We start from the raw sequence: 22628 nt of genomic DNA on the forward strand, positions 1-22628 counted from the left end.
GTAGAACCCATGTCCGCCTATAAATGGCAACGACTCTTCACCCTCCTTGATGCACACGACGTACTCAACTTCGCCCTCCAAGGCTACGCACAACAACAAAAGAAAAACGTACGCCACGCCCCACAACAACTCGTAAACGAACTTCAATCGAGACAAACTACAATACCCCAAACTGATTACACCCGCTCGCAACTCTCGAACAGCCTGCTTAACCGTCGACTACAAACCATCCGCACCACCGAACGCCACGCTATCGACACATCACTCGAAACCCTCCACCTGCTCAACATCATCGTACACAATGTAGAAAATACGCTCAACCAGGGCCTCCAAATCAAAGGTATTCTACACTTAGGACTCTATTTGAGACATCACGGCAACCGAGTAGACTTTATTAAGCTTGAACGCTGGCTTGCACAAATCTATCTCAAAACGATGGCACAGCTCCAAGGCAACATCCTCATCACTCTCTTTGGATTCGAACAAGCAGAAATCCCCTTCGTCAGACGCCTATCACCTAAAGTTCGCTCGCTCATTCTCCGCTCACTCACGAAGACAGAAAAAGACACCACTGAACATAGCCTCACACAAGATTCCTCCATATTGGTGCACGGCAATTCAACCACCATCCGCCACAGTATAGGCCACAATATGCACTACCTCCTCTACGCCCCCATTGAAACCATAAGCAACCTTACGTATAAATTTGCTAAAAATCTATCCGAACTGGAAGAATAGTCTCTATCTATCCCTGCTGCGCCGCATTCTTTTCGTACCTTTGCAGACATGAAGAAATCCATCACCCTTCTTATTGCACTTCTCCTCGCACTCGCAACAAAAGCACAAACTGGATACGATCTGCAATGCGAAGACACCTGCAATCATATTCATGGCATCGACATCAGTCATTACCAAAAGGATGTTTTTTGGGAAGTCGTAGGCGAAAACACAAAAATCACCTACGTCTACATCAAAGCTACAGAAGGCGGCGATCGAATCGACCCAAAATACGAGCGCAATATCGAATTAGCCCATCAATACGGACTGAAAGTGGGCTCCTACCACTTCTTTCGCCCGAAAACCGAACTCAAAAAGCAATTAGAGAACTTCAAAACTCAATGCCGCCCAGTCGATCAAGATCTCATTCCAATGATCGACGTCGAAACCAAAAGCGGATTATCCACCGAAGAATTCTGCGACTCACTTGCCAAATTTCTTGTCCTCGTCGAAGAAGCCTACAAGCAAAAACCTCTCCTTTACACTTTCACCAATTTCTATAACGCCCATCTCATCGGCAAACTCGACGGCTATCCACTCATGATAGCACAATATAACAGTCAAGAGCCCGAACTTAAAGATGGGCACGACATCATCCTGTGGCAATACACCGGTAAAGGCCGCATCAACGGCATCAACGGATTCGTCGACAAAAGTCGCTTTCTCAAAAGCCATAATCTGCATGAAATTAAATTTCATCATTCGCAGCATTGAGATTTCATCAACTACAACATACAGATTCCATCATTCACAACATCAAAATACAACAATATGGCAATGATCAAATGTCCAGAGTGCGGCCACTCCATCAGCGACAAAGCACACGTCTGCCCTTCTTGCGGCGTAGAAATCGCAAATCACATTACCACCTGTCCGCAATGCGGCGGCATCTACTTCAAAGACGAAGCGCAATGTCCGCACTGCCATCATCGCACAAGTTCGCCAGTAGAGCCCACCCCGCAAGCTGCCGCCAACCAGGACGCTCCCACTCCTATTACGCCACAGCAACCTGCATCCAGTGGAGAAACGGCGCAACAACCTGTACCAAGTTCTTATATCGTTGAAGATCCCATCCATCATCAAGCCACAGCCCCCACTCCACCGGATTCGGTCCAACGCAACAATAAAACCACCTTTGCCCTCATAGCTGTCATCGCGCTACTCATTTTAGGCTTCGGACTTTACTTCTATTCCCATTCGCGTGGTAATAACGAGCAAGATGCCTATGAATATGCGCTTAAGAGCAACGATCCTGCCGTGCTCGAGTCCTATCTTGCGAACTATCAAGACGCATCGTCCGAACATCGAGATAAAATCACCGACCTACTCTCGCAGCTGAAGCAAACCGACCAGGATTGGACCAACGCCGTCGTCAGCGGTTCAAAAGCCGCCCTCTCTGCTTATCTCGATCAATATCCCAACAGCATTCACAAGGCCGAAGCCCTGCACAAAATCGATTCACTCGACTGGGCCCTTGCCTCTTCGGCCAACACCATGGAAGCCTACAAGCTCTACACCGCCGATCACCCCAACGGCGAGCATATTGACGAGGCAAACACCGCTATGAGCTTGGTCAAAGCCAAAACGATAAGCAGCAAAGAGAAAGAAATGATTGCCGCCGTCTTTCGCCATTTCTTCCACAGCATCAACGAGCGTAACGACGAGAGTCTCACCGCTGCTTTCAGCGATTTCATGACCACCTTCCTGGGTAAGACCGGTGCTTCCAAGAGCGACGTCGTAGCCTTTCTCAACAAAATATACAAAGACGACATCACCGCAATGGAATGGCGTGCCAACAACGATTATAAAATCGCAAAACGCGAAATCGGCATCGACGAATACGAATATACCGTTGAATTCTCCGCACGTCAGAAGATAGAGCGCACCGATGCCTCGAAAGAAAAAGAAGCCCTCTATCGAATCAAGGCCAAAGTCAACCCCGACGGTAAGATCACAGAGTTGAACATGGTAAAAATCCTCGAATAAACGGTCCATTCGAGATCCTTTTCCAGCAAAACCACAGAGAATCGGCCCAAGTCTTGGCAAGGGTTTTCGCTCTCCACTGTTCTTTCCCAACCAGCCTCTTCACAGACGCCTTTCGCGCGTTTCGAAACATCCCCCAAACTCTTTCAACTCCACTGCGGCGAAGCTTCTTTCGTCGCAGTTTTAAATGACCCCTCAGATGAGAAAGCATTTTATTTTTCTTTTCACCGCACTCTGCTTATTTCAATCCACAATGGCACAAAGCGTAAAAATCAAAGTCATACAAACCAGTGATGTCCATGGGAGCTTCTTTCCCTACGACTTTATCAACCGGAAAGCCAAGAGCGGTTCGCTGGCTCGAGTCAGCACCTATGTCAAAAAGGCGCGTGCAACATATGGCCCCAACGTCATCCTGCTCGACAACGGCGATATTCTCCAAGGGCAGCCCACCTGCTACTATTGCAACTTCGTGAAACCCAGCATGCCCAATCTCGCTGCCTCGGTTATCAATTATCTGCACTACGATGCACAAACCGTCGGCAACCACGACATTGAAACCGGCCACGACGTCTACGACAAATGGATTTCCGAGGTAAAATGCCCCGTGTTAGGAGCCAACATCATCGACACCCGCACCGGAAAGCCCTATGTGCACCCCTATACCATCCTCTATCGCGATGGCGTGAAGATCGCCGTGCTGGGTATGTTGACGCCGGCCATTCCCAACTGGCTCAAGGAGAGTTTGTGGGCCGGACTTCGATTCGACAACATCGTCACCTCGGCAAAATCTTGGGTAGAATACATCCAAAAGAACGAGCAACCCGATATTCTCATTGGGCTCTTCCACAGTGGACGTGAAGGAGGCATTCACACCCCCGAATACGATGAAGACGCCTCGCTCACAGTGGCGCGCCAAGTGCCGGGCTTCGACCTTATCCTCTTCGGGCACGACCACACCCGATTCTCTGGCAGCGTCGTCAACAATGCAGGCCAAAGCGTGCTGTGCCTCGACCCCTCGTGCGATGCCCTCATGGTGAGCGATGCCACTATCCACCTCACCAAGAAAAACGGAAAGATTGTCGAGAAAAAAGTGACAGGAGACGTCGTGAGCATCACCGGCGAAGCAGTCGACTCCTCCTTCATTCGCCATTTCCAAGCCGATATCGATAGCGTTAAGGCATTTACAGACCGTCGCATCGGTCGTTTCGAGAACACAATTTACACGCGCGACTGCTACTTCGGCAGTGCCGCCTTCACCGACTTCATTCACGACCTTCAGCTCAACATCACCAAGGCCGACATCTCCTTCAACGCCCCGCTCTCTTTCGACATCAGCATCAAACAGGGCGACATTCACGTAAGCGATCTCTTCAACCTCTACAAATACGAGAATCAGATCTACGTCCTGCGAATGACCGGAGCAGAAGTGCGGCGGCACCTCGAGATGAGCTACGATCTTTGGTGCAACACGATGACCTCTCCCGACGACCACATCATGCTCCTGAGCGAATGGGCCAAAGACGACCGTCAGCGTTTCGGCTTCAAAAACCTTGCCTTCAACTTCGACAGCGCAGCCGGAATTATCTATGAAGTAGATGTCACTCAGCCCGACGGACACAAAGTGCGTATCTTAAGCATGGCCGACGGAACGCCTTTTGACGAAAACCGTTGGTACCGCGTAGCCATGAACAGCTATCGGGGCAATGGCGGCGGTGAACTCCTCACCAAAGGGGCCGGCATCCCGCGAGAGCAACTGAAAAGCCGCATCATCTTCGAGAGCGAGAAGGATCAACGTTATTATTTGATGAAAGCCATCGAAAAGGCTGGCACGATGAACCCGAAACCACACAACAATTGGCGGTTCGTCCCTGTAGAATGGGCGCAACCCGCCATCGAGCGAGATAAAAAGCTGATTTTTCATTAAACTCTCCCTCTATTAACAAAAAAGGGGATTGGCGCATCTATCAAACATGCCCAATCCCCTTATTTTTTAGTTTTATCTTCTACTATTTTTTCAACTTTCTTTCTACTGATTTCTTTTTCTTATTTCTTCTTTGCTACTACTTACTATTTTCTGTCTTTTTCTTATGAATTCTTCTTCATACTTTACGACTTCCCTTTTTCGTCTTCTTCTTCGGCCCAGTCGTCGGGCAGATTACCGCCTTTCCCGCCGGGAATAGGTCGCAAATTACCCGATTGCGCCTTGCTTCCTCGAAAAGTTGTCTTCGTTTCGCGAATAGCTTGATTAATTTTATCGATCAATTCGCTTAAAATTACTTTGTCGGCTGCGTTAGCAGAAGAATGTCCCAACTCGATGAAATGAAAAATCGCTCTCGAGGTAGCATCGTTCTTCTTACGAATAAATTTTCCCGAAGGAATCTTTGATAAATCTACTCGCTCATCGGCACGTCCCATACGCACCTCATTAAACTCCTCATTCATTGATGAAAGCATTGAGATAATCGGAACAAGTTGCAGAGCAATAGTAGCTGTCCTGGCCGGTTCCTGTTCCAAATCGTGAAGCAAACCAATGATATGCGCTGTTTTCTCTGCCGCCGACTCGTGTTGTAAACCTTTATAAGTATCTACAATCAGTTTCAGCCGCTTGCCTTCTACAGAACGCGTACTCACTGGTGATTTCGCAGCTAAACGAATCAAACCGAATAACTCCGTAATCAACTGATTACGAGTTTTGTTCTTTTTGTTTAGCGATTCCGTTAACTCGCTGATGCGTACAATCCGTGCCACATCGCTTTCCATGTTCACATCGGCTTTCCAAGTCTTGATGTCCTCTTCTTTCAGAAGAATCTTCTTGGGGTCGACATCTTTTACTAATGCATACAGTCGCATTTGCAAATCGGCATGCAAACCTAAGGGATAGTGCGTACTCCCTGTACTCATGATTTTCTTGATATTTTCCATACAATACTTAACTTGATTGTTATTATATGATGATTTTGCCAAAGTTAGAGATTTTTTCTTAACATCGATATATTTAAATGGCTTTTTTTTCGACTTTATGTTGTAAAACATATTTCCACTTCAAAAAGTAGAAGACTTTTTAAGCTCTACATTACCGAACCTAAATCATTCCATCGGAATTTGAATCATTCCATCGGAAATATTAATGGCTACATCGGAAATTTAACCCCGCCGTCGGAAATGTTAAGGACGACATCGGAAATTTAACCCCGCCGCCAGAAATGTTAATGGCGACATCGGAAATTTAACCCTGCCGTCGGAAATGTTAAGGGCGACATCGGAAATTTAACTTTTCCATCGGAATGAATAGAAAATCCGCCGGATTTCCAAGATTTTTTCTTGAGCGAGATAGAAAAATCAATGATGCCGGGAGATTGCATCAAGTGCAACATAGAAAAATCAATAGCAACGGAGTATGATTTTAGCAACGAGGTGGAAAAATCATTGATTTTTCCACCTCGTTGCTAAAATGATCTGTAGGTAATGATGGGGCTAACGGAATATTAAATTTGAAGGAGAGTAACGACGATGAAGTTGTTGGGAGGTTGAAGTTGAAGAGAGATGTTGATAGTGATACCGATTGGGTGTTAAAGATTGGAAAGGACAGAATCGTCGATTTCTATAATCTCGTTGCTATAAACATACCAAAGATAACCGGTAATATGGGTGTGCCCCATGCGGGAAAGCAGAGACATATAGCCGATGACTTGCTCGCGATGTTCGGGATGTGGGCGTCCGAACTTAAAATCGATAACCGAGAGTTGCCGACCATCGGTCACCACGCGGTCGGGGCGATGTTCTACCACCTGCCCTGTAAGGGGATGGACTGAGAGAATAACACACTCGTTGAAGAGCTGTAAACCAGGGGCAAACCAACGTTGTATGCGCGGATCGTGAAGTCTGCTGTTGAGCATTTCGAGCAATCGGGGTCGGGTGATCTGATTGTCGTAGAGAACACCTTCGAGTTCGAGTCGGCGCAGCACGGCGGGTGCATCGTCCAGTGTGCGTATCTGTGCAAATACGGCGTGTAGGATGGTGCCCAGTTGGATATAGGTCGATTGCGACGTAGCGGTAGCAGCATCCGATGGATCGTCGCTACTGAGAAACTGCGCACTTCGGTTGCTCTGGCGGAATTGGGCTCTACTGTCGTATACATGGATGTCGACGGGCAGAGGTGTGGCCGCTACATTGAAAACATTTTTGTCTTCGGCTTCTTCGGTGGATGTGGAGGTCATTTTTTCGATGCTGAGCGAACCGAAAGAGAAGAAAAGACTGCCATCGGCTGTCTCTTCCAAGCTGCTCTGCGGCAAATGGGCTTGGAGCTCTTGCAAACATTGCCCGATGAGAAAAGAACGGTCGCCCTGCTTGCCCTGTTTGCCATAGACAAAGAGGTTGTGGCCGGCGCGAGTAAAGGCCACGTAGAGCAAATTGAGATTGTCGACGATGTTTTGCAGATGTTCGTGCCGATAATCGGGTTCAAAGATGGTTTCCTGCATCTTTTTGGCAGAGAAATCTACGGGGATGATCGGCATCTCGGAAAAAGGAGCCTCGCGTGGAGTGCACCAAAGCATGCCTCCGGGTTTTTCGAGCTTCCAGTCGCAGAAGGGCACGATGACGTGGGCAAACTCCAGTCCTTTGCTCTTGTGGATGGTGAGGAGGCGAATGCCGTTGGGAACATCGCTTTGGATGGTGCGATTTTTAAGATCGGTGTCCCACTCGAGGAGCACGGCATCGAGATCGGCTGTGTTGTCGGAGAGGAATCGATTCAGACGGTCGTAAAACGTACAGACATAAGCGGCCTGCTCTTGAAGAGTGTCGAGACGGAAGAGGCGATAGATGTGCTCGATGATGAGGTGAATGGGCAACGAGAGTAATTCGTTGCGGCGGAGCCAGAAGTTGGGCGGAAGAAAAGATGCCAGGTCGGCCTCGGGAGAGAAGAGGCGATTGACGGCAGAATCGTCCTTCAGAATATGGCATTGATAGGCCGTAGCCAAATGGGCTAAGAAGAGCCGATCAGAAGGATGGGCCAGCACCCTAAGCGCGGCGATGATGAGATTCACGGCTAAGGAAGACGAAAGTTGAAAACCCTCGTCGGAAACAAGCTGCACATGGGGCATCTGCTGCATGAGATGGTCGGCAATGCGGGCGATGATGTGATTGCTGCGCACGAGGATAGCAATGTCTTTGGGTTGTGCTCCTGCCGAAAGCAATGTCTCGATGGTGTGCCCGATTTGGGTCAGCATCTGCTCTTCGGCATCATCATCAGCGAGAGTGGCATCGGAAGACTCTGATTTGCGGGTCTTGTCGGTGCTGAAAAGGCGAATTTCGACACGTCCCTGCTCGGGGCGGCCTGGTGGAAGGGATTGTTCTACGTCTTCATAGGCTGTTTGCAATTGAAGAGCCCCATCTGCATCTTCGTCGGCAAGCTGTCGATGCTCGATGGCGGCAGCTGTTTTGAAAAAGGCATTGTTAAAGGCTACGATGTGGCGTTGAGAACGATAGTTGGTCGTGATTTGTTCGACAGAGAAGGAAAAGGGTGCATTGCGAAACTGTGTTTCGATGTTGTTAAGCAATTGCCAATCGCCCGACCGCCATCGATAAATGCTTTGCTTCACATCCCCCACAATCAGGCTTTTCGAATGGCTGCGACTAAGGCATTCACGAAGCAATACTTTGAAATTTTTCCACTGAACGGTGCTCGTATCTTGAAATTCGTCGATCATGATATGCTCAAGCTGCGTTCCGATTTTTTCGAAGATAAACGGTGTGTCGCTGTCTTGGACAAGGGCATGAAGGAGCATCTGCGTATCGCTAAGGAGGAAACGGTTGGCGGTTTCGTTGAGTTCTCGCACTTTGGCTTCAACTTTTCCCAGGAGCCGGAGCTGGTCGAGGTGACACAAGGTGAGCACGGCGGATTGATAGAGGCGGGCTTGCCGACGGCGCGTCTTTTCGGCTGATTGCAGGTAGGGAAATAGTACTTCGCGAACCAGCATCAGAAGCGGTGCGTCCTCGTTTTGATCTTTCTTGGAGACCCACGCCTCGGGCCGCTCCATGGCATCGAGAACGCGGGTCTTTAACAGTTCGATTTCGCTGTAAATTCCTTTTTTGAGCTTGAGGAAATAGCTGCAAACGCCTGACTCTTTGTAGGAGAAATCGGAAATGGCAAGGTGGTTTTCGGTCAGTATCTGCTCGAAACCCGCGGCGAGGGCGGAAAGCTGTGCCTGAGCCTCAGTTTTGATGCCGCGGATGGTGTGGACGTATCGGTCGAAAGCTTGATCGTCGGAAATGAGGGCGTTGATGGTCTGCCAATTCTCTTTGTAAACGTCGCGGAAGATGTTTTCGCCAAAGTGTTTGATTTGCCCAATGACATTCCAATTCTTGTCGTCGGAAATATTCTGCCGAATGTATGACATTACCCAGGTAAGTTCTTTGCTCTGGAGGGTGAGCCCCTCGATGAGCTCGTCGACGGCTTGCTGCTCTACCTGAAGATCGTTGAGTCCGACGCGCAGGTTGGCTGTGAGGTCGAGCTCGCGGGAGAGATTGCGGAGAATGCTCTGAAAAAAGGTGTCGATGGTCTCTACGCGGAAGTAATTGTAGTTGTGCAACAAATGAGTGAGGACTTGCTCGGCACGATGAGAGACGATGTCGGCGGATAGGTGCAGTTCGGTGGTGATTTTGTCGAGATAGGGCTGCGAGGTGGGCAGCTTCTTCGACAATCCGTAGAGCTGACTGAGAATGCGAAGCTTCATCTCCTCGGTGGCCTTGTTGGTGAAGGTCACAGCGAGGATGCTGCGGAAACTGAGGGGATTCTGGATGAGAATTTTCATGTAGTTGACGGCAAGCGTAAAGGTTTTTCCACTGCCGGCACTTGCCTTGTAGATGGTGAGGGAAGTATGCATGATGGGAGGGGTGTTTCTGTTGAAATAGGCGCGGCAGGACTACCAATGCCTGAATAATTCGAAGCCGAACTTACAACCGAAGCCGTTGAAACGGCCATTTCGGTTGGAAACGAAGAGACCGATGGAAAATAGACGGGTGGTAAAGCCGTAACCGCACTCGAAATAGGGGGTGAGCTCTTTAACGGAAAGGGCACTGAGGTAGAGACGTTCCATCTCGATGTAATGGCCGAAGAAGGGGAGCCAACTCAGGGCCAAAAGCGGCGTTTCGTAGGTGAAATTGGCCCGGGCATAGTAGTTGGAGGTGTTGTACCAATTGGCGTCGAGCAACTCGAACTCGCCCGACCAGCCGTCGTTCCAGCCGCCGGGGATGTTGTTCTCGCGAAAGTTGGAATAATCTAAGAAATAGGCTCGCGAGGCTTTTTGCGTGTAGAAACCCGTTCCGAGACGCAGGGAGATGGCGCGCAGACGGGTGAGAGGTCGGAGATATTGGGCATCGATCTCCCAGCGTGCATATTCTGTGTTGGAATGCAGGATGTTTTTTAAGCTGCGCTCATAATCTATCGTAATGGCTGCTCCTTTCCAACCCAGGGGGCGATATTGTACCTCGAAAGATGGGGCAAAGGAGCGGTAGACCTCGGGCATTCCTACTTGGCGGAAGGCGCGTTTGTCTACGGCGGTGCGTTTGTGGAAGACGAAACCGACTTGCAGGCTCCATCGACTGGAGAAATCGTAGTGGGTGGCGAATCGAACGTATCGGTCTTTGAAAAGATAGAGGTCGTTTTGTGCCCGACGTAGCGAGTCGAGCTTATCGGCTCCGATGCGCTCGGCGATCGTCGTGCTGGAGATTCGGTTTCCCGTGCCAAGCTCTATCTGCGAGTAGAAATTGTGGCGTTTGTCGTAGAAAAAGGTGACGGGGAGATGGAAGTAGAGGCGTTGCTCACGCACGGAGTAGCCTGCCTTCATGCGGAGCGAGAGTTCCGTAGAAGATGAGAAGTTGTAGCTGCCGCGCACATCAGTTTTGTAGGTAAAACCTCGGCTGCGGCTATAGCCCATATAAAAAGGATTGAGGATGGGACTGATGCGGAAGTAGCCCTGATCGGCTGCGCCGAAGTTGGAGCTGATACGGTCGATGAGACAGTCGCCCAAAACGCGCCAGAATCCATTTCTACGGTGGCGGCCTTCTGCCTGTGGAACCGAGTCGCGAGCTGTTTCGTCGCGAAGGATTCGCCGATACAATTCTTCCTCGAAACGTGAAAGGGTGTCGGTTCGCAGCTGTCCCGCAGAGGCGACGGGGCGGCGAGGGTCAATCAAAGTGGTATCTACGGAGGGGATGCCGTATTGGGCCCGATAGGTGGAGACAATGCGATTGCCCAGAAACTTGAAGGTGGAGGTGAGCAGGCATTCACGGGCGAGGAGGGTTTCGGCTCCCTGCGTGCCAGGAACGACTTCGAGCTGAAAACGCAGCATGTCGTATTCTCCTTCCATATGACAGGTGAGCACTCGGCCCGAAGAGCGGTCGACAACGGCATTGCCCCTCACTAACTGCGTGTTATCAACTTTCGGCGTGAATGCGAGGATTACTCTGTCGTGCGTCCAGGAGAGGAAGCGGTAACGGTAGAACGATTTGTTCTGTATGTTGAAAGGTGAAAGGAGATAACGGTCAACAATAGTGACATTGTAGATGTGCGGAACTAAATAGCGCATCACTGTGGGCATGATATTGCCATGATGCGGGAGAGAGGTGTAGGAGAGGAAAGTTTTGTTGTTTCCCGGAGAGAGTTGCTGGTAGCTTTCGCCCATAAACCGCCGTTGCCCCTTGCGCGCCATGGCAAATAGAGAGGGAACGGCCAGGAGCGAGAAGTTTTTGCACTGGATGTCTACCGTGTAGCGGGTATACGAATGTACGACTGCGTCACTCGAAACAGTGGCTATGGTGCGAGCATAACCAAAGATACGGTTCAGCATCAACGTGTCGGGAACCTCGTTTGCCAGAACCTTATTGGCTGAACACAGCAGGAGAGTTGAGAGAAAATAGGCAAGTGTTGTTTTCAATTGACAATTGGGAATTGAGAATTGACAATTGAAGCCCTCATCGCAGGTCGATGACTTCGGCTGTAGGGAATTCTTTGGCGTTGAAAGTAAAAAGAGCGTCGGAGAGTTTTCGCTGTTGCAAATTGCTCACGGTGATCACGGTCCATTCGCCATTGCGCTTCATCTTCACTTCTCGAGGTCTGTAAGTAGCGGCATTCACCAAAATATAGAGTTCGGAGATGACGGCGGCACTCTTCTGCGCTTGCAGATGCACTCGATAATTACTCCCGACGCGCTTCATCGACAGAGTATATCCACTCTTATAGAGGTGGATGAAAGTGTAGGGATTCATCGCTGAGATTTGCGCAGGAGTGGGATTACTGATATTCACCTCGTTCGTAGCAGCAAGATAGCTCCATTGCGTTCTTCCATTGAACCACACGGTGGCTTTGGAAGTGCGAGCGAGGAATTTGTTCCCTTTAATAGAAAGGGTGCCGGAAAGAGTGCCAAGACGGCGGTTGGAGAGTTGGAAAGAAGCTGTAGCTCCACCGCGATGAGAGAGAACAGCAGCAGTTCGGTCGAGCACTTTGCGAGCTTCGGCGTTTGTCTGAGCTCGAAGACCGATGAAAGACAAGGCGAAAAAGGCCGTCAGAAACAATATTTTCTTCAACATAACGATGTTTTGCTTCATTTGATTTTATACTCTGCGAAACTTCCTTCATGTCTGCGGGAGTTCGTTATCATATCCCGCGAAACTTCATTTCATACCTGAAAGAATTCATGATGATGTCCCGCGAAACTTGACGAGTAGGGTATTCAGAGAATTTTCGTCGGTAATGAGTACGTCTCTCGGCTTACTTCCCTGTGCAATGCCCACGATACCGGCAGCCTCAAGCTGATCCATGAGTCGACCGGCGCGGTTGTATCCGATGGAGAAACGACGCTGAATCATACTCGTAGAACCTTGTTGCGAGATGACAATGGCGCGGGCAGCCTCTTCGAAATAAGGGTCGAGACTATTTATATCGGTCGAACCGCCGCCACTCATACCGCCATCCTCGGTGTTAGGCTCGGGAAGCTCCATCGGTTCGACGGGTCCAGGCTGGTCGGCGATATAGCGATTGATTTCCTCTACCTCGGGCGTATCGACAAAAGCACACTGTACACGCACGGGTTCGTTACCGTTGAGGAAAAGCATATCGCCGCGACCGATAAGCTGATTGGCCCCAGGACGGTCGAGGATGGTGCGCGAATCGATCATCGCACTCACCTTAAAAGCCATCCGTCCGGGAAAGTTAGCCTTGATATTACCCGTAATAATGCTCGTCGTGGGTCGTTGTGTAGCAATCACCATGTGAATGCCCACAGCGCGAGCAAGCTGTGCAATGCGGGCAATAGGCAGTTCGATCTCTTTGCCGGCAGTCATAATGAGGTCACCAAACTCGTCGATGATCACCACGATATAAGGCATATAGTCGTGACCACGGCTGAGATTGAGCTTGTGATGGATGAATTTGTCGTTGTACTCTTTCACATTGCGCGCACCCGCAGCCTTAAGCAGATCGTAACGCGTATCCATCAATTTGCAAAGACTATTGAGCGTTCGCACCACCTTAGTGACATCAGTGATGATAGGTTCCTCTTCGTCGTCGGGCACCTTAGCTAAGAAATGGTTAGCAATGGGCCCATAGATGCCAAACTCAACCTTTTTGGGGTCGATGAGCACGAGTTTGAGCTCGTTGGGATGTTTTTTGTAGAGCAATGAAGTGATGATCGCATTCAGGCCCACAGATTTTCCCTGTCCAGTGGCACCGGCCACGAGCAGATGAGGAATCTTGGCCAGGTCGACCATAAAGACTTCGTTGGTAATTGTTTTGCCCAACGCCAGCGGCAGGTCCATCTTCGTCTCCTGGAACTTACGCGAGTTGAGAATGCTCTCCATCGAAACGATATTGGGTTTGTTGTTGGGCACCTCGATTCCAATGGTTCCTTTACCTGGAATCGGAGCGATAATGCGGATGCCCAACGCCGCCAGACTCAGTGCGATATCGTCTTCCAGGTTGCGAATCTTATTGATGCGCACACCCTCGGCCGGCGTTATCTCATAGAGAGTGATGGTAGGGCCAACAGTTGCCTTAATTTCCTTGATTTCAACGCCGAAACTGCGCAACACCTCTACGATGCGTTTGTTGTTCGACTTGATTTCGTCCATGTCCACTTTAGGCCTTCCGTCGTTGTCGTAACGTTTAAGAAGGTCGAGCGTAGGATATTGATACGAGAGGAAAGGTTCGAGCGGATTGATAGGCGTACTGAGGATTTCGGCCACGGCAAGCCTCTCCCCGTCGGCAATTTCCTCGCCTTCGGGAATCTCGACAGTCAGAGCCTCTTCAAGATTCTCTTGGGTTGGATGCTGCGGTTGGTGTTGATTGGTCGTCTGTAGCGGAGCATCTTCCACGTCCATTTCAGTGAAATCTACCACTGTGGGGAGGTCGTCGTCTTCGGCTTCATCCGGATTCGGAGCCTGCGAAGACGGTTCGGGGACATATTCCACCTCGATATCGTCTTCACCCGATGCCTCTGCACCTTTCACATCGCTATTGGTGATCGTGAATTTGATTTTGTTTGTGATGTATCGAACGGGGTTCAGCGTCTTTCGAATGATGGCAATCGTCTCTGCACTGAGGTAGACCAAGAACGCGAGTGCCGCGAGAAAGAGAACAGCAGTGAGGCCCGGCGGACCGATCATATTTTCCAAACGCTGCACGCAAAACAAGCCATGGTTGCCACCGGGATTGAAAACGCGGTCGCCCATCAGCGGAGTGAGGAATTTGGCAAAGGCCACCGAGCACCAAATCATCACCAATGTCAAGTAGAGAAAATACTTCCAAAGATGAAGTCGATAAGCTCGCATCAACTGCAAACCCACCATAAAAATGAAGACAGGAATGAGAAACGACGGCAAACCGAAGTTCATCGTGATAAGCGTATAAGCCACTATCGCCCCCAACGACCCGCAATAGTTGGTAAAGATACGATCGGTGTTCATCCATTCGCCGGGTCGCAAGTCTTCCAGGATGCTTTGATCGGAGGCTCCCGTACTGAAATACGACACCATTGCGATGACCAAATACACCGCCACAGCTAAGAGCACAACCCCCAACACGAAGTCGGTTTTCTCGTTGCTCAATACGTTTTTCAGTCCAATCGCCTCACCTATATTTTTCGGTTTGTTTTCTGCTTTCTTTCTCGCCATCTGTTTTTAAAGTCTTAAAATCAACGGTTTTCAGCATTGAGACAAAGCTTTCTCATCTGCTTCGAGGGTATTTTCCATCCCGTTTACCGTCTGTCAAATCCACCTATCAAGAACCATCGGTTTGCCATCTCTTAGCTTTTGGCTTCCAATACCTAAGCTTTTGCATTCCGTTTTCTTAGCTTTTGCAAGGCTATCTCTTAGCTTTTGCAAGTCTGTTTCTAAATTCTTGTTACACAACGCTTCACAGCTCTTCCGGCCATTTCGTTTCTTCGGTGGATTAAATTTCTTGCAAAATTAGCGCAAAAAACCAAGAACAGCCCACAAAGTCGCAACTTTTTTCTAATTTTGCATGACGTTATCACAGGCTGAATAATGAGAAAAATCATCTATAATAAATTCGATAAAAAAGCGATTGCTACACTCCCCACGGTTGTCTTTCCCGGCAAAACAGTAGTGGTGATGAGCGAGAGCGAAGCAGAAAGGGCGGTAGACTTTCTGCTGTCGAACTCGATTCTCGGCATAGACACAGAAACCCGACCTTCGTTTAAGAAGGGAGAAACGCATAAGGTGTCGCTCTTGCAGGTGGCTACGCATACGGTTTGTTTCCTTTTTCGGCTCAATTATATCGGCATTACACCGTCTATTCTGCGATTGTTGGAAAACCAAGAGGTGCCCATGATCGGTCTTTCGTTGCACGACGATATTTTGTCGCTGCGCAAACGAACCGATTTCAAACCGGGCCTTTTCATCGACTTACAGGACATGGTGGGCGAAATCGGCATCGAGGATCTAAGTCTGCAAAAACTCTATGCTAACCTTTTCCATCAGAAAATCAGTAAGCGGCAACGACTCACCAATTGGGATTCGGATGTGCTCAACGACAAACAAAAGGCTTATGCCGCCTTAGATGCCTGGGCTTGCATCAATCTTTATGAAGAGATCGTTAAATTGAAGAAAAACCGAGACTACGATCTCGTGATACAAGAAAACGAAAACTGAGAAGTCGTCAAATATCTCCGAACCCAAAACCAAATACATCTGATGATTATATGTATAGAGAAATCTATTTGAAAAGAGGAAAAGAAGAAAGTTTGAAACGTTTTCACCCATGGATTTTCTCGGGTGCTGTTCATCATATCGCCGGAGATGAGCCGCTAAAAGAGGGGGAAGTGGTGCGAATTCTCACCGATGGGGGCGACTTCATCGCTGTGGGGCACTATCAGATTGGGTCGATTGCCATCCGGGTGCTCTCATTTCAAGATATAGAAATCAACGAAACGTTTTGGGAGAATCAGCTTCGCTCGGCTTTAGATGCACGTATGGCCATCGGCATTGCCGACCGTCCGCAGAACAACACCTACCGATTGGTGCACGGAGAGGGCGACCATCTGCCGGGACTCATCATCGACTGCTATGGCCAAACGGCTGTGATGCAGGCACACAGTGTGGGTATGCACCTGGCTCGACATGAGATTTGCCAGGCTCTGCTCAAGGTGATGGAAGGCCGGATTGAGCATGTCTACTATAAAAGCGACACCACCCTGCCTTTCAAAGCCGACTTAGGACAGGAGAATGGCTTTATTCATGGTGGCAGCGAATGTAACGTGGGATTGGAAAACGGACTGCTTTTCCAGGTGGATTGGCTCAAGGGACAGAAGACGGGGTTCTTTATCGATCAGCGCGACAATCGGGCTTTGCTGGAGAAATATGCACAGGGCAGAAGCGTCTTGAACATGTTTTGCTATACGGGCGGCTTCTCTGTGTATGCCATGAGAGGAGGGGCGAGGTTGGTTCACTCGGTAGACAGCAGTGCAAAGGCTATCGAACTGACCAACCGAAACGTGGAACAAAACTTTCCTTCCGACAACAGACACGAGGCGTTTTGCAAGGATGCATTCAAATTTCTTGCTGCCAACAATCATCGATATGACTTGATTGTGCTCGATCCTCCGGCCTTTGCAAAACATCGAAACGCGCTGCATAATGCACTAAAGGGGTATACCCGACTGAATGTGAAGGGCTTCGAGTGCATCCAACCGGGCGGTATTCTTTTCACATTCAGTTGCAGTCAGATTGTCACAAAAGATCATTTCCGCAATGCTGTCTTTACGGCGGCAGCGCAAGCGGGAAGAAAAGTGCGCATCCTTCACCAACTGCACCAACCGGCTGACCATCCTATCAATATCTATCACCCCGAGGGCGAATACCTCAAAGGCTTGGTGCTATACGTGGAATAATTGAGAGTTGACCATTGGGAATTGATATTTGGGAATGAACATGCCATTAGAATGCCGTGTAAAAGCATACATCGACCACCACCATTTGCTCGAAAAGGGCGAGAAATACCTCGTGGCCCTGTCGGGCGGAGCCGATAGTGTGGCGTTGCTATTGCTGCTTTCGCGCATGGGTTACGATGTGGAGGCGGTGCATTGCAACTTCAACCTACGTGGGAATGAGGCCCAACGGGATGAGGATTTCTGTCAGCAGCTCTGCCTTCGACTGGACATGGTGCTGCATCGGGCCCATTTCGACACACGTTCTTACGCCTCACTGCACAAAGTGAGCATCGAGATGGCAGCACGAGAACTGCGTTATGCCTACTTCGAAAGTCTGCGACGCGACCTTGATAGGACCGGCATCTGCGTGGCACATCACAACGACGACAATGTGGAAACGGTGCTCATCAACCTGATTCGAGGGACGGGCCTGCACGGTCTTACGGGGATGTCGCCCCGCAACGGACATATCCTGCGCCCGCTTCTCTGTGTCGATAGGCAAGATATCGTCCGCTATCTGCAACGAATGGAACAACCCTACGTCACCGACAGTTCCAACCTGACGAACGATGTGGTGCGAAACAAATTGCGGCTTGATGTCATCCCGCTGCTCAAAGAAATCAATCCGGCGGTGGTGGGCAATATTTCGAAAACCATTCACCGGTTGGATGAGGCTTCGAAGATGCTCGACAACGCTCTCGACACTGCAATTCAGAAGGTCGTTCTTCACCGTGAAAAGAACGAAGACAAGTTCCCAACTTCTTTGTCTCTCTCTATCGAAGCTTTGCAACGCACGCCTTCGCCTGAGTATACGCTGTTTCATCTCATCAAAGATTTTGGATTCACGCCGGCACAAATCGAACAGATCGCCACGAATCGAGACCTGCAAACGGGCAGACGGTGGACATCGGCCACGCACACGCTGGTCATCGACCGAGGAAAACTGCTCCTCCGCCCCACTCTATCTCAGGAAGAACAGAGCCGCGAGATGCGAATCCCCGAAGAGGGGACGTATGTTTTCAAACCGAACGAGCGATTTTACGTAACATCGGGCACAGCATCGCCAACGTTTCAACCAAGCAAGGAGCCTTGTCTTGTCCACTTAGATAAGGAGAAAGTGCGCTTTCCGCTCACGGTTCGACATCTGCGCGAGGGCGACCGGTTCGTTCCTTTCGGTATGAAAGGGTCGATGCTCGTGAGCGATTACCTCACCAACGGCAAACGCTCGTTTTTCGACCGCCAGTGCCAGCTCGTCTTAACCGATGCCGACGGCTGCATCCTCTGGCTCGTCGGCCAGCGCACCGACAACCGATTCCGCATCGATACCACCACCACTACTTATCTTCAAATCGCCTTCGAGAGGCGAGAAGAAGGTTGACCGATCGTTGCAAAAAACAAAAAAAACAAGATTGAAATACTTCGGAAAACACGCAAAAGCCCCATGATACATAAGGAAGGCGTTTCCCGTTGACTTAGATTTTGATGATTTTCCGTCGCAGTTGCTGCGCTCGTTTGTCGGCCAACGCCGGGACAGGCATAAAACCTTCGGTGAGACGGAGGAAGTGTTGCAGAACGTATTCGATGCGTCGGAAGAACGGAAGCAGACCTGCGCCTCGAAGTTGGGAAACGAAAAGAGCTTCATCGAAAGGTTCTAACCGAAGTTTGCAATAAAGATCGACAAGATGAACCAGCGGGAGCTGATGATCTTTTTCTTCCTGATAAAGATGGAACACCATATAACACAACTTCCGAACGGTTTCGTCTGAACAGGCTGCGAGCCGTCGAACCTTGTTGTTGAGCATACCCGAGACATGGGTAGGAGGCTCCGTTGAGAGGTGATTCAGGGGTTCATCGCCGGTGCGAAACGATTCGAAAGCGGCCCAATCGACATGCGGTGCGGGCAGAGACAGTTGCTTCAGTCCGGCATAAAGTCCCTCGAGCACTTGTTCCTGCTGGGCGTACATCAGGACATACCGCCAAGGTGTTTGGTCAAACTGTGATTCCAACTGTGGTTGCAGTTCCAAATCGGAGAACCATTCAGGGTCGACACCGGCCAGAAGCAGGTCGCCAATGAGCCGTTCGTCGGCCTCGGAGAGCATCGAAGCCGGTCTCGTGTCGAGCACTTTGTGATAAAGTCGTTCCCACTGTGCAGCCACCGCCCGTTCGTCCACAGCATTGCTCAGAAGAGGATTGTCGATTCGCTCACAAGCATCGTTCCATCTTCGTGCGCGAAAGAGGCTCTGTTCCAACTCGCCACAGACATGAACAGCGGTCGACCGGCACACCATTCGCCGCACACGCTTCCCAAGTAGAAGTCTACAAGCAGGATTCAATCTCCGGATATACCACGGAGTGAGTGTTCCCCAAAGGCTCAACAGCACGGGAATGTTTCGTTCCTCAGCCTGCTTTTGCAACCAAATGGTTCGCGCGTCCCAGCATCCGACGAGGTGTATCAGGGCATATTTCGAACGGTCGAGGTCGACCTTCGATGCAAATGGGGTACAACCAACCTGACCTGCCATCAGTGCATAGAGGCTTTGCAGATGCTGACGGTCGGCATCTGGAATGTCACGCGAGAAGTAGGTCAAAACATTCATTTTTCTAAAGAGAATGGAACTGCTGAATCAATTTTCAAGCTTTCCAAGTAGTTGGAAGCTTTGTTTTGCTCATTTTTGAGCTTTCCAAGTAGTTGGAAGCTTCGTTTTTTTCATTTTCGAGCTTTCCAAGTAGTTGGAAGCTTCGTTTTTTTCATTTTCGAGCTTTCCAAGTAGTTGGAAGACTCGTTTTTCTCATTTTTGAGCTTTCCGAGTAGTTGGAAGCTTTGTTTTGCTCATTTTTGAGCTTTCCGAGTAGTCGGAAGCCTTGTTTTGCTCATTTTTGAGTCATCCAAGTAGTTGGAAGCTTCGTTTTGCTCATTTTTGAGCCTTCCGAGTAGTCGGAAGCTTCGTTTTGCTCATTTTTAAGCTTTCCGAGTAGTCAGAAGCCTTGTTTTGCTCATTTTTGAGTCATCCGAGTAGTCGGAAGCCTTGTTTTTCTCATTTTCGAGCCATCCGAGTAGTCGGAAGCTATAGGCGATGACTGGTGAAGTCGAGTTTGTCGGCCCGGAGGTAGCGTAGGTAGGAAACGAACTGACGCAGACAATCGGTGAGCGCAAAAGGAAGAATGTGCCAGGCGGAGAGGTCTTCATCGAACGTGCGTAGCGTCTTTCGAGCTGAGATCATCGGGGCCAAGAGCGTAACGAGGAGGGCCAGCGAGGCTGCACCGGTCAGAATCCACTGCTCCGTATAGAGGCTCAAGGCCAGAGCGATGGCCGAAGAGAGCAGGTTGAAACGAAGGAGAATGTGGTCGGCATTGTGCCGTAGGCGAAACCATCGGCCATGCTTCAATTCTCGGCGCAGAGCCCAAAAAGAGAGATGTGCATTGCGCCAGTCTTTCGACGAGGGTGCGTCTATCTCAAGCCAAGCCTCGGGCTGCACCACTAAGGCTGCCGAACCGAACACACTATACTTGTTGGCCAGGAAGTCGTACTCGCCATAGAGCAGATGAAGACTCCCGCTGAATCCGTCGGCCTCCATGAAACGACTCTTTCGCAGGGCCATACAGGGACCGAGACTGCGGTAGACACGTCCGCGAAACAGTCCGGCCATGAGATAGTTCGAACGTATGAGCTGCTCCAATCGGTAGCCTCTCGGTGCCTCCGGCGAGAAACGTGCGTAGCACATCGCCACTTCTACATCGCCCGTGAGACGAGCGGAGAGAGCCCGCAGCCAAAGATGGGAGAGCGGCCGGCAGGTCGGTTCGAGAACGATGAGCCACTCTGTCTGCACAGCCTTAATGCCAATGGTGACGGCAAGCTTCTTGCGACTCATGTAACGCGAGGACGTTGGAATGAAGGTGCGGTAGATTCGACTGTCGCGCCCTCTGCCATCGACCAGTTCTTCCACACGGGCATTGTCTTTATCGGCTACGAGAATGATGCGGATGTCGGCCGGATAATCCTGCGAGAGCAATCGATCGAGCAGGTCGTCGAGCCGCGGAGCATCGCCCAAAATAGGGATGACGATGGAGAGAGGCGGACAATCTTCCGCATCGTCGGACTGAAATGGCGTGACCAGCTCTCGAACCTTACTGGCGCGGGCAAAGGGATTGCAAAAACAACCCACAAGGGCAAACAGCAGAAGAACGACACAGCCTGCAAGAGTAATGGGGTCGATGGGAATAGGAAACACGATGGATGTGGAATTAATGTTGGAAATCAAAACTGAAATAGCTTGCCGGCAGACGACGACAGTTGTATTGCGAGGCCATCGCTTCGCCGTAAGCTCCGGAAGAGAGGAGGGCTATGAGGTCGGAACGGTGACTCTCGGGCAACAGAACAGACTGGGCGAAGACGTCGCTCGACTCGCAAATCGGACCGACTACGTCGTATTCCTCCTCCCCGCTTCTTGCTTCCTCCCGGGCCGAAAGGTTCTCCATCCGATGCCGAGCATGATAGAGCGCAGGGCGGAGCAGGTCGGTCATACCGGCATCGAGAATCAAAAAACGCTTCTCCACGCCCACCTTTATATATAATACGCGCGAGATCAGCGCACCGCATTGCCCTACGACAGCGCGTCCCAACTCGAAATGCACCTGCTGGCCTTCGCGCAGACGCAGACATTGGGCGTAGGTGTCGAAGTAGACTTTGAAAGATGGCACGACATGGGCCTGCGGATCTTCGTAGTCGATGCCCAATCCTCCACCCACATTGATGTGTTGCGGCACGATGCCTTGAGCTTCAAGGCGATCCTGCAGGTGATTGATTCGGAAGCAAAGACGCTTGAAATCGTCCATCTCGAGAATCTGCGAGCCGATGTGAAAATGAAGTCCGATGAAACGAATGCTGGGCAGACACATGGCCAAATGGATGACAGACTCAAGGTCGGTCATGGCAATGCCAAACTTGTTTTCAGCCTTTCCCGTGGTAATCTTTTCATGCGTGTGTGCTCCCACTTCGGGATTGATGCGGAAACACACCTGCGCTGTCTTCCCCATTTGCTCTGCCAGCAGATTGATCACCTCCAATTCCTCCCTACTTTCTACGTTGAAACAAAAGATGTCATTGCGCAAAGCCAGTTCGATTTCCCAATCGCTCTTCCCCACTCCGGCAAACACGATTCCATCGGCCTTGAATCCGGCCTGCAAGGCGGCCTCGATTTCTCCGCCACTCACACAGTCGGCCCCGAGTCCGGCTTGCCTAATGCGTTGCAGAATCCGCGGGTTAGCATTCGCCTTCACCGCATAATGCACCGAAAAACCAGCGTGTGCGGCTGCTTCTCTCTGCAATTGGTGCAACGTCTGGTCGAGCACGTCTATGTCGTAATAATAAAATGGCGTGGGTATATCCTTCAAACAATCGAGGGGAAAATCTATCTTCATGAGTTGGCC

General features: G+C 50.1%; 15 protein-coding genes. 7 read left to right on the forward strand and 8 right to left on the reverse strand.

Annotated features, from left to right (window positions below):
• Positions 1-9 precede the first annotated feature (9 nt).
• The 4 genes from J5A66_RS06220 to J5A66_RS06235 all read left to right on the forward strand — a co-directional run bounded on the left by J5A66_RS06220 (position 10) and on the right by J5A66_RS06235 (position 4684).
• Positions 10-738, forward strand: a complete 729-nt coding sequence (locus tag J5A66_RS06220) for a hypothetical protein (RefSeq protein ID WP_249109928.1) — start codon at positions 10-12, stop codon at positions 736-738.
• 48 nt (positions 739-786) lie between these two features.
• Positions 787-1491 carry a glycoside hydrolase family 25 protein gene (locus J5A66_RS06225; RefSeq protein ID WP_211789807.1) on the forward strand — a complete coding sequence of 235 codons (705 nt, stop codon included), beginning with the start codon at positions 787-789 and terminating at the stop codon, positions 1489-1491.
• Between the two features lie 57 nt (positions 1492-1548).
• Positions 1549-2763 (forward strand): zinc ribbon domain-containing protein, encoded by a 1215-nt coding sequence (locus J5A66_RS06230; protein WP_211789808.1) that lies wholly within the window; start codon positions 1549-1551, stop codon positions 2761-2763.
• Between the two features lie 184 nt (positions 2764-2947).
• On the forward strand, positions 2948-4684 hold the full coding sequence (locus J5A66_RS06235; RefSeq protein WP_211789809.1) for a bifunctional UDP-sugar hydrolase/5'-nucleotidase: 1737 nt from the start codon (positions 2948-2950) through the stop codon (positions 4682-4684).
• A 182-nt stretch (positions 4685-4866) separates the two neighbouring features.
• On the opposite strand, the gene J5A66_RS06240 is transcribed toward J5A66_RS06235, so the two are convergent.
• The 5 genes from J5A66_RS06240 to J5A66_RS06260 form a co-directional block, all read right to left on the reverse strand.
• Entirely contained in the window at positions 4867-5682 is an 816-nt protein-coding gene (locus J5A66_RS06240; RefSeq protein ID WP_211789810.1) for a DUF6261 family protein, read from the reverse strand.
• Between the two features lie 647 nt (positions 5683-6329).
• On the reverse strand, positions 6330-9641 hold the full coding sequence (locus J5A66_RS06245; RefSeq protein WP_211789811.1) for an exodeoxyribonuclease V subunit beta: 3312 nt from the start codon (positions 9639-9641) through the stop codon (positions 6330-6332).
• A 39-nt stretch (positions 9642-9680) separates the two neighbouring features.
• Positions 9681-11693, reverse strand: coding sequence for a DUF5686 family protein (locus J5A66_RS06250; protein ID WP_211789812.1), 2013 nt, complete (start codon positions 11691-11693; stop codon positions 9681-9683).
• A gap of 37 nt (positions 11694-11730) precedes the next feature.
• Positions 11731-12345 (reverse strand): LolA-like putative outer membrane lipoprotein chaperone, encoded by a 615-nt coding sequence (locus J5A66_RS06255; protein WP_211789813.1) that lies wholly within the window; start codon positions 12343-12345, stop codon positions 11731-11733.
• Positions 12346-12450: 105 nt separating this feature from the next.
• The gene (locus tag J5A66_RS06260) at positions 12451-14925 is read right to left on the reverse strand and encodes a DNA translocase FtsK (protein WP_211789814.1); all 2475 of its coding nucleotides are present in this window, start codon (positions 14923-14925) and stop codon (positions 12451-12453) included.
• A gap of 372 nt (positions 14926-15297) precedes the next feature.
• Between J5A66_RS06260 and J5A66_RS06265 the strand changes: the two genes are divergently transcribed.
• Genes J5A66_RS06265 through tilS form a run of 3 tightly spaced genes read left to right on the forward strand, consistent with a single transcriptional unit; the run spans position 15298 to position 18579 of the window.
• Positions 15298-15924, forward strand: a complete 627-nt coding sequence (locus J5A66_RS06265) for a 3'-5' exonuclease (protein WP_211789815.1) — start codon at positions 15298-15300, stop codon at positions 15922-15924.
• A gap of 50 nt (positions 15925-15974) precedes the next feature.
• A complete protein-coding gene (locus J5A66_RS06270; protein ID WP_211789816.1) occupies positions 15975-17162 on the forward strand; it encodes a class I SAM-dependent rRNA methyltransferase in 1188 nt (395 codons plus the stop codon).
• 40 nt (positions 17163-17202) lie between these two features.
• A complete protein-coding gene (gene tilS, locus J5A66_RS06275) occupies positions 17203-18579 on the forward strand; it encodes a tRNA lysidine(34) synthetase TilS (protein ID WP_211791452.1) in 1377 nt (458 codons plus the stop codon).
• 94 nt (positions 18580-18673) lie between these two features.
• On the opposite strand, the gene J5A66_RS06280 is transcribed toward tilS, so the two are convergent.
• The 3 genes from J5A66_RS06280 to lysA form a co-directional block, all read right to left on the reverse strand.
• Positions 18674-19798: a hypothetical protein gene (locus tag J5A66_RS06280; RefSeq protein WP_211789817.1), complete on the reverse strand. Its 1125-nt coding sequence runs from the start codon at positions 19796-19798 to the stop codon at positions 18674-18676.
• A gap of 468 nt (positions 19799-20266) precedes the next feature.
• Positions 20267-21460 carry a glycosyltransferase gene (locus J5A66_RS06285; protein ID WP_211789818.1) on the reverse strand — a complete coding sequence of 398 codons (1194 nt, stop codon included), beginning with the start codon at positions 21458-21460 and terminating at the stop codon, positions 20267-20269.
• Positions 21444-22619, reverse strand: a complete 1176-nt coding sequence (gene lysA / locus J5A66_RS06290) for a diaminopimelate decarboxylase (protein ID WP_211789819.1) — start codon at positions 22617-22619, stop codon at positions 21444-21446. Before lysA ends, J5A66_RS06285 begins: the two co-directional genes overlap by 17 nt.
• Positions 22620-22628: the final 9 nt, after the last annotated feature.

Origin of the sequence: Prevotella sp. oral taxon 475 (assembly GCF_018127805.1) — a bacterium.
Taxonomy (GTDB): domain Bacteria; phylum Bacteroidota; class Bacteroidia; order Bacteroidales; family Bacteroidaceae; genus Prevotella.

Coding starts and splice junctions, on each gene's coding strand:
- J5A66_RS06240 (WP_211789810.1), bottom strand. CDS start 5,682: ATGGAAAATATCAAGAAAATCATGAGTACAGGGAGTACGCACTATCCC.
- tilS (WP_211791452.1), top strand. CDS start 17,203: ATGCCATTAGAATGCCGTGTAAAAGCATACATCGACCACCACCATTTG.
- J5A66_RS06235 (WP_211789809.1), top strand. CDS start 2,948: ATGACCCCTCAGATGAGAAAGCATTTTATTTTTCTTTTCACCGCACTC.
- J5A66_RS06260 (WP_211789814.1), bottom strand. CDS start 14,925: ATGGCGAGAAAGAAAGCAGAAAACAAACCGAAAAATATAGGTGAGGCG.
- J5A66_RS06265 (WP_211789815.1), top strand. CDS start 15,298: ATGAGAAAAATCATCTATAATAAATTCGATAAAAAAGCGATTGCTACA.
- J5A66_RS06255 (WP_211789813.1), bottom strand. CDS start 12,345: ATGTTGAAGAAAATATTGTTTCTGACGGCCTTTTTCGCCTTGTCTTTC.
- lysA (WP_211789819.1), bottom strand. CDS start 22,619: ATGAAGATAGATTTTCCCCTCGATTGTTTGAAGGATATACCCACGCCA.
- J5A66_RS06230 (WP_211789808.1), top strand. CDS start 1,549: ATGGCAATGATCAAATGTCCAGAGTGCGGCCACTCCATCAGCGACAAA.
- J5A66_RS06245 (WP_211789811.1), bottom strand. CDS start 9,641: ATGCATACTTCCCTCACCATCTACAAGGCAAGTGCCGGCAGTGGAAAA.
- J5A66_RS06270 (WP_211789816.1), top strand. CDS start 15,975: ATGTATAGAGAAATCTATTTGAAAAGAGGAAAAGAAGAAAGTTTGAAA.
- J5A66_RS06220 (WP_249109928.1), top strand. CDS start 10: ATGTCCGCCTATAAATGGCAACGACTCTTCACCCTCCTTGATGCACAC.
- J5A66_RS06225 (WP_211789807.1), top strand. CDS start 787: ATGAAGAAATCCATCACCCTTCTTATTGCACTTCTCCTCGCACTCGCA.
- J5A66_RS06280 (WP_211789817.1), bottom strand. CDS start 19,798: ATGAATGTTTTGACCTACTTCTCGCGTGACATTCCAGATGCCGACCGT.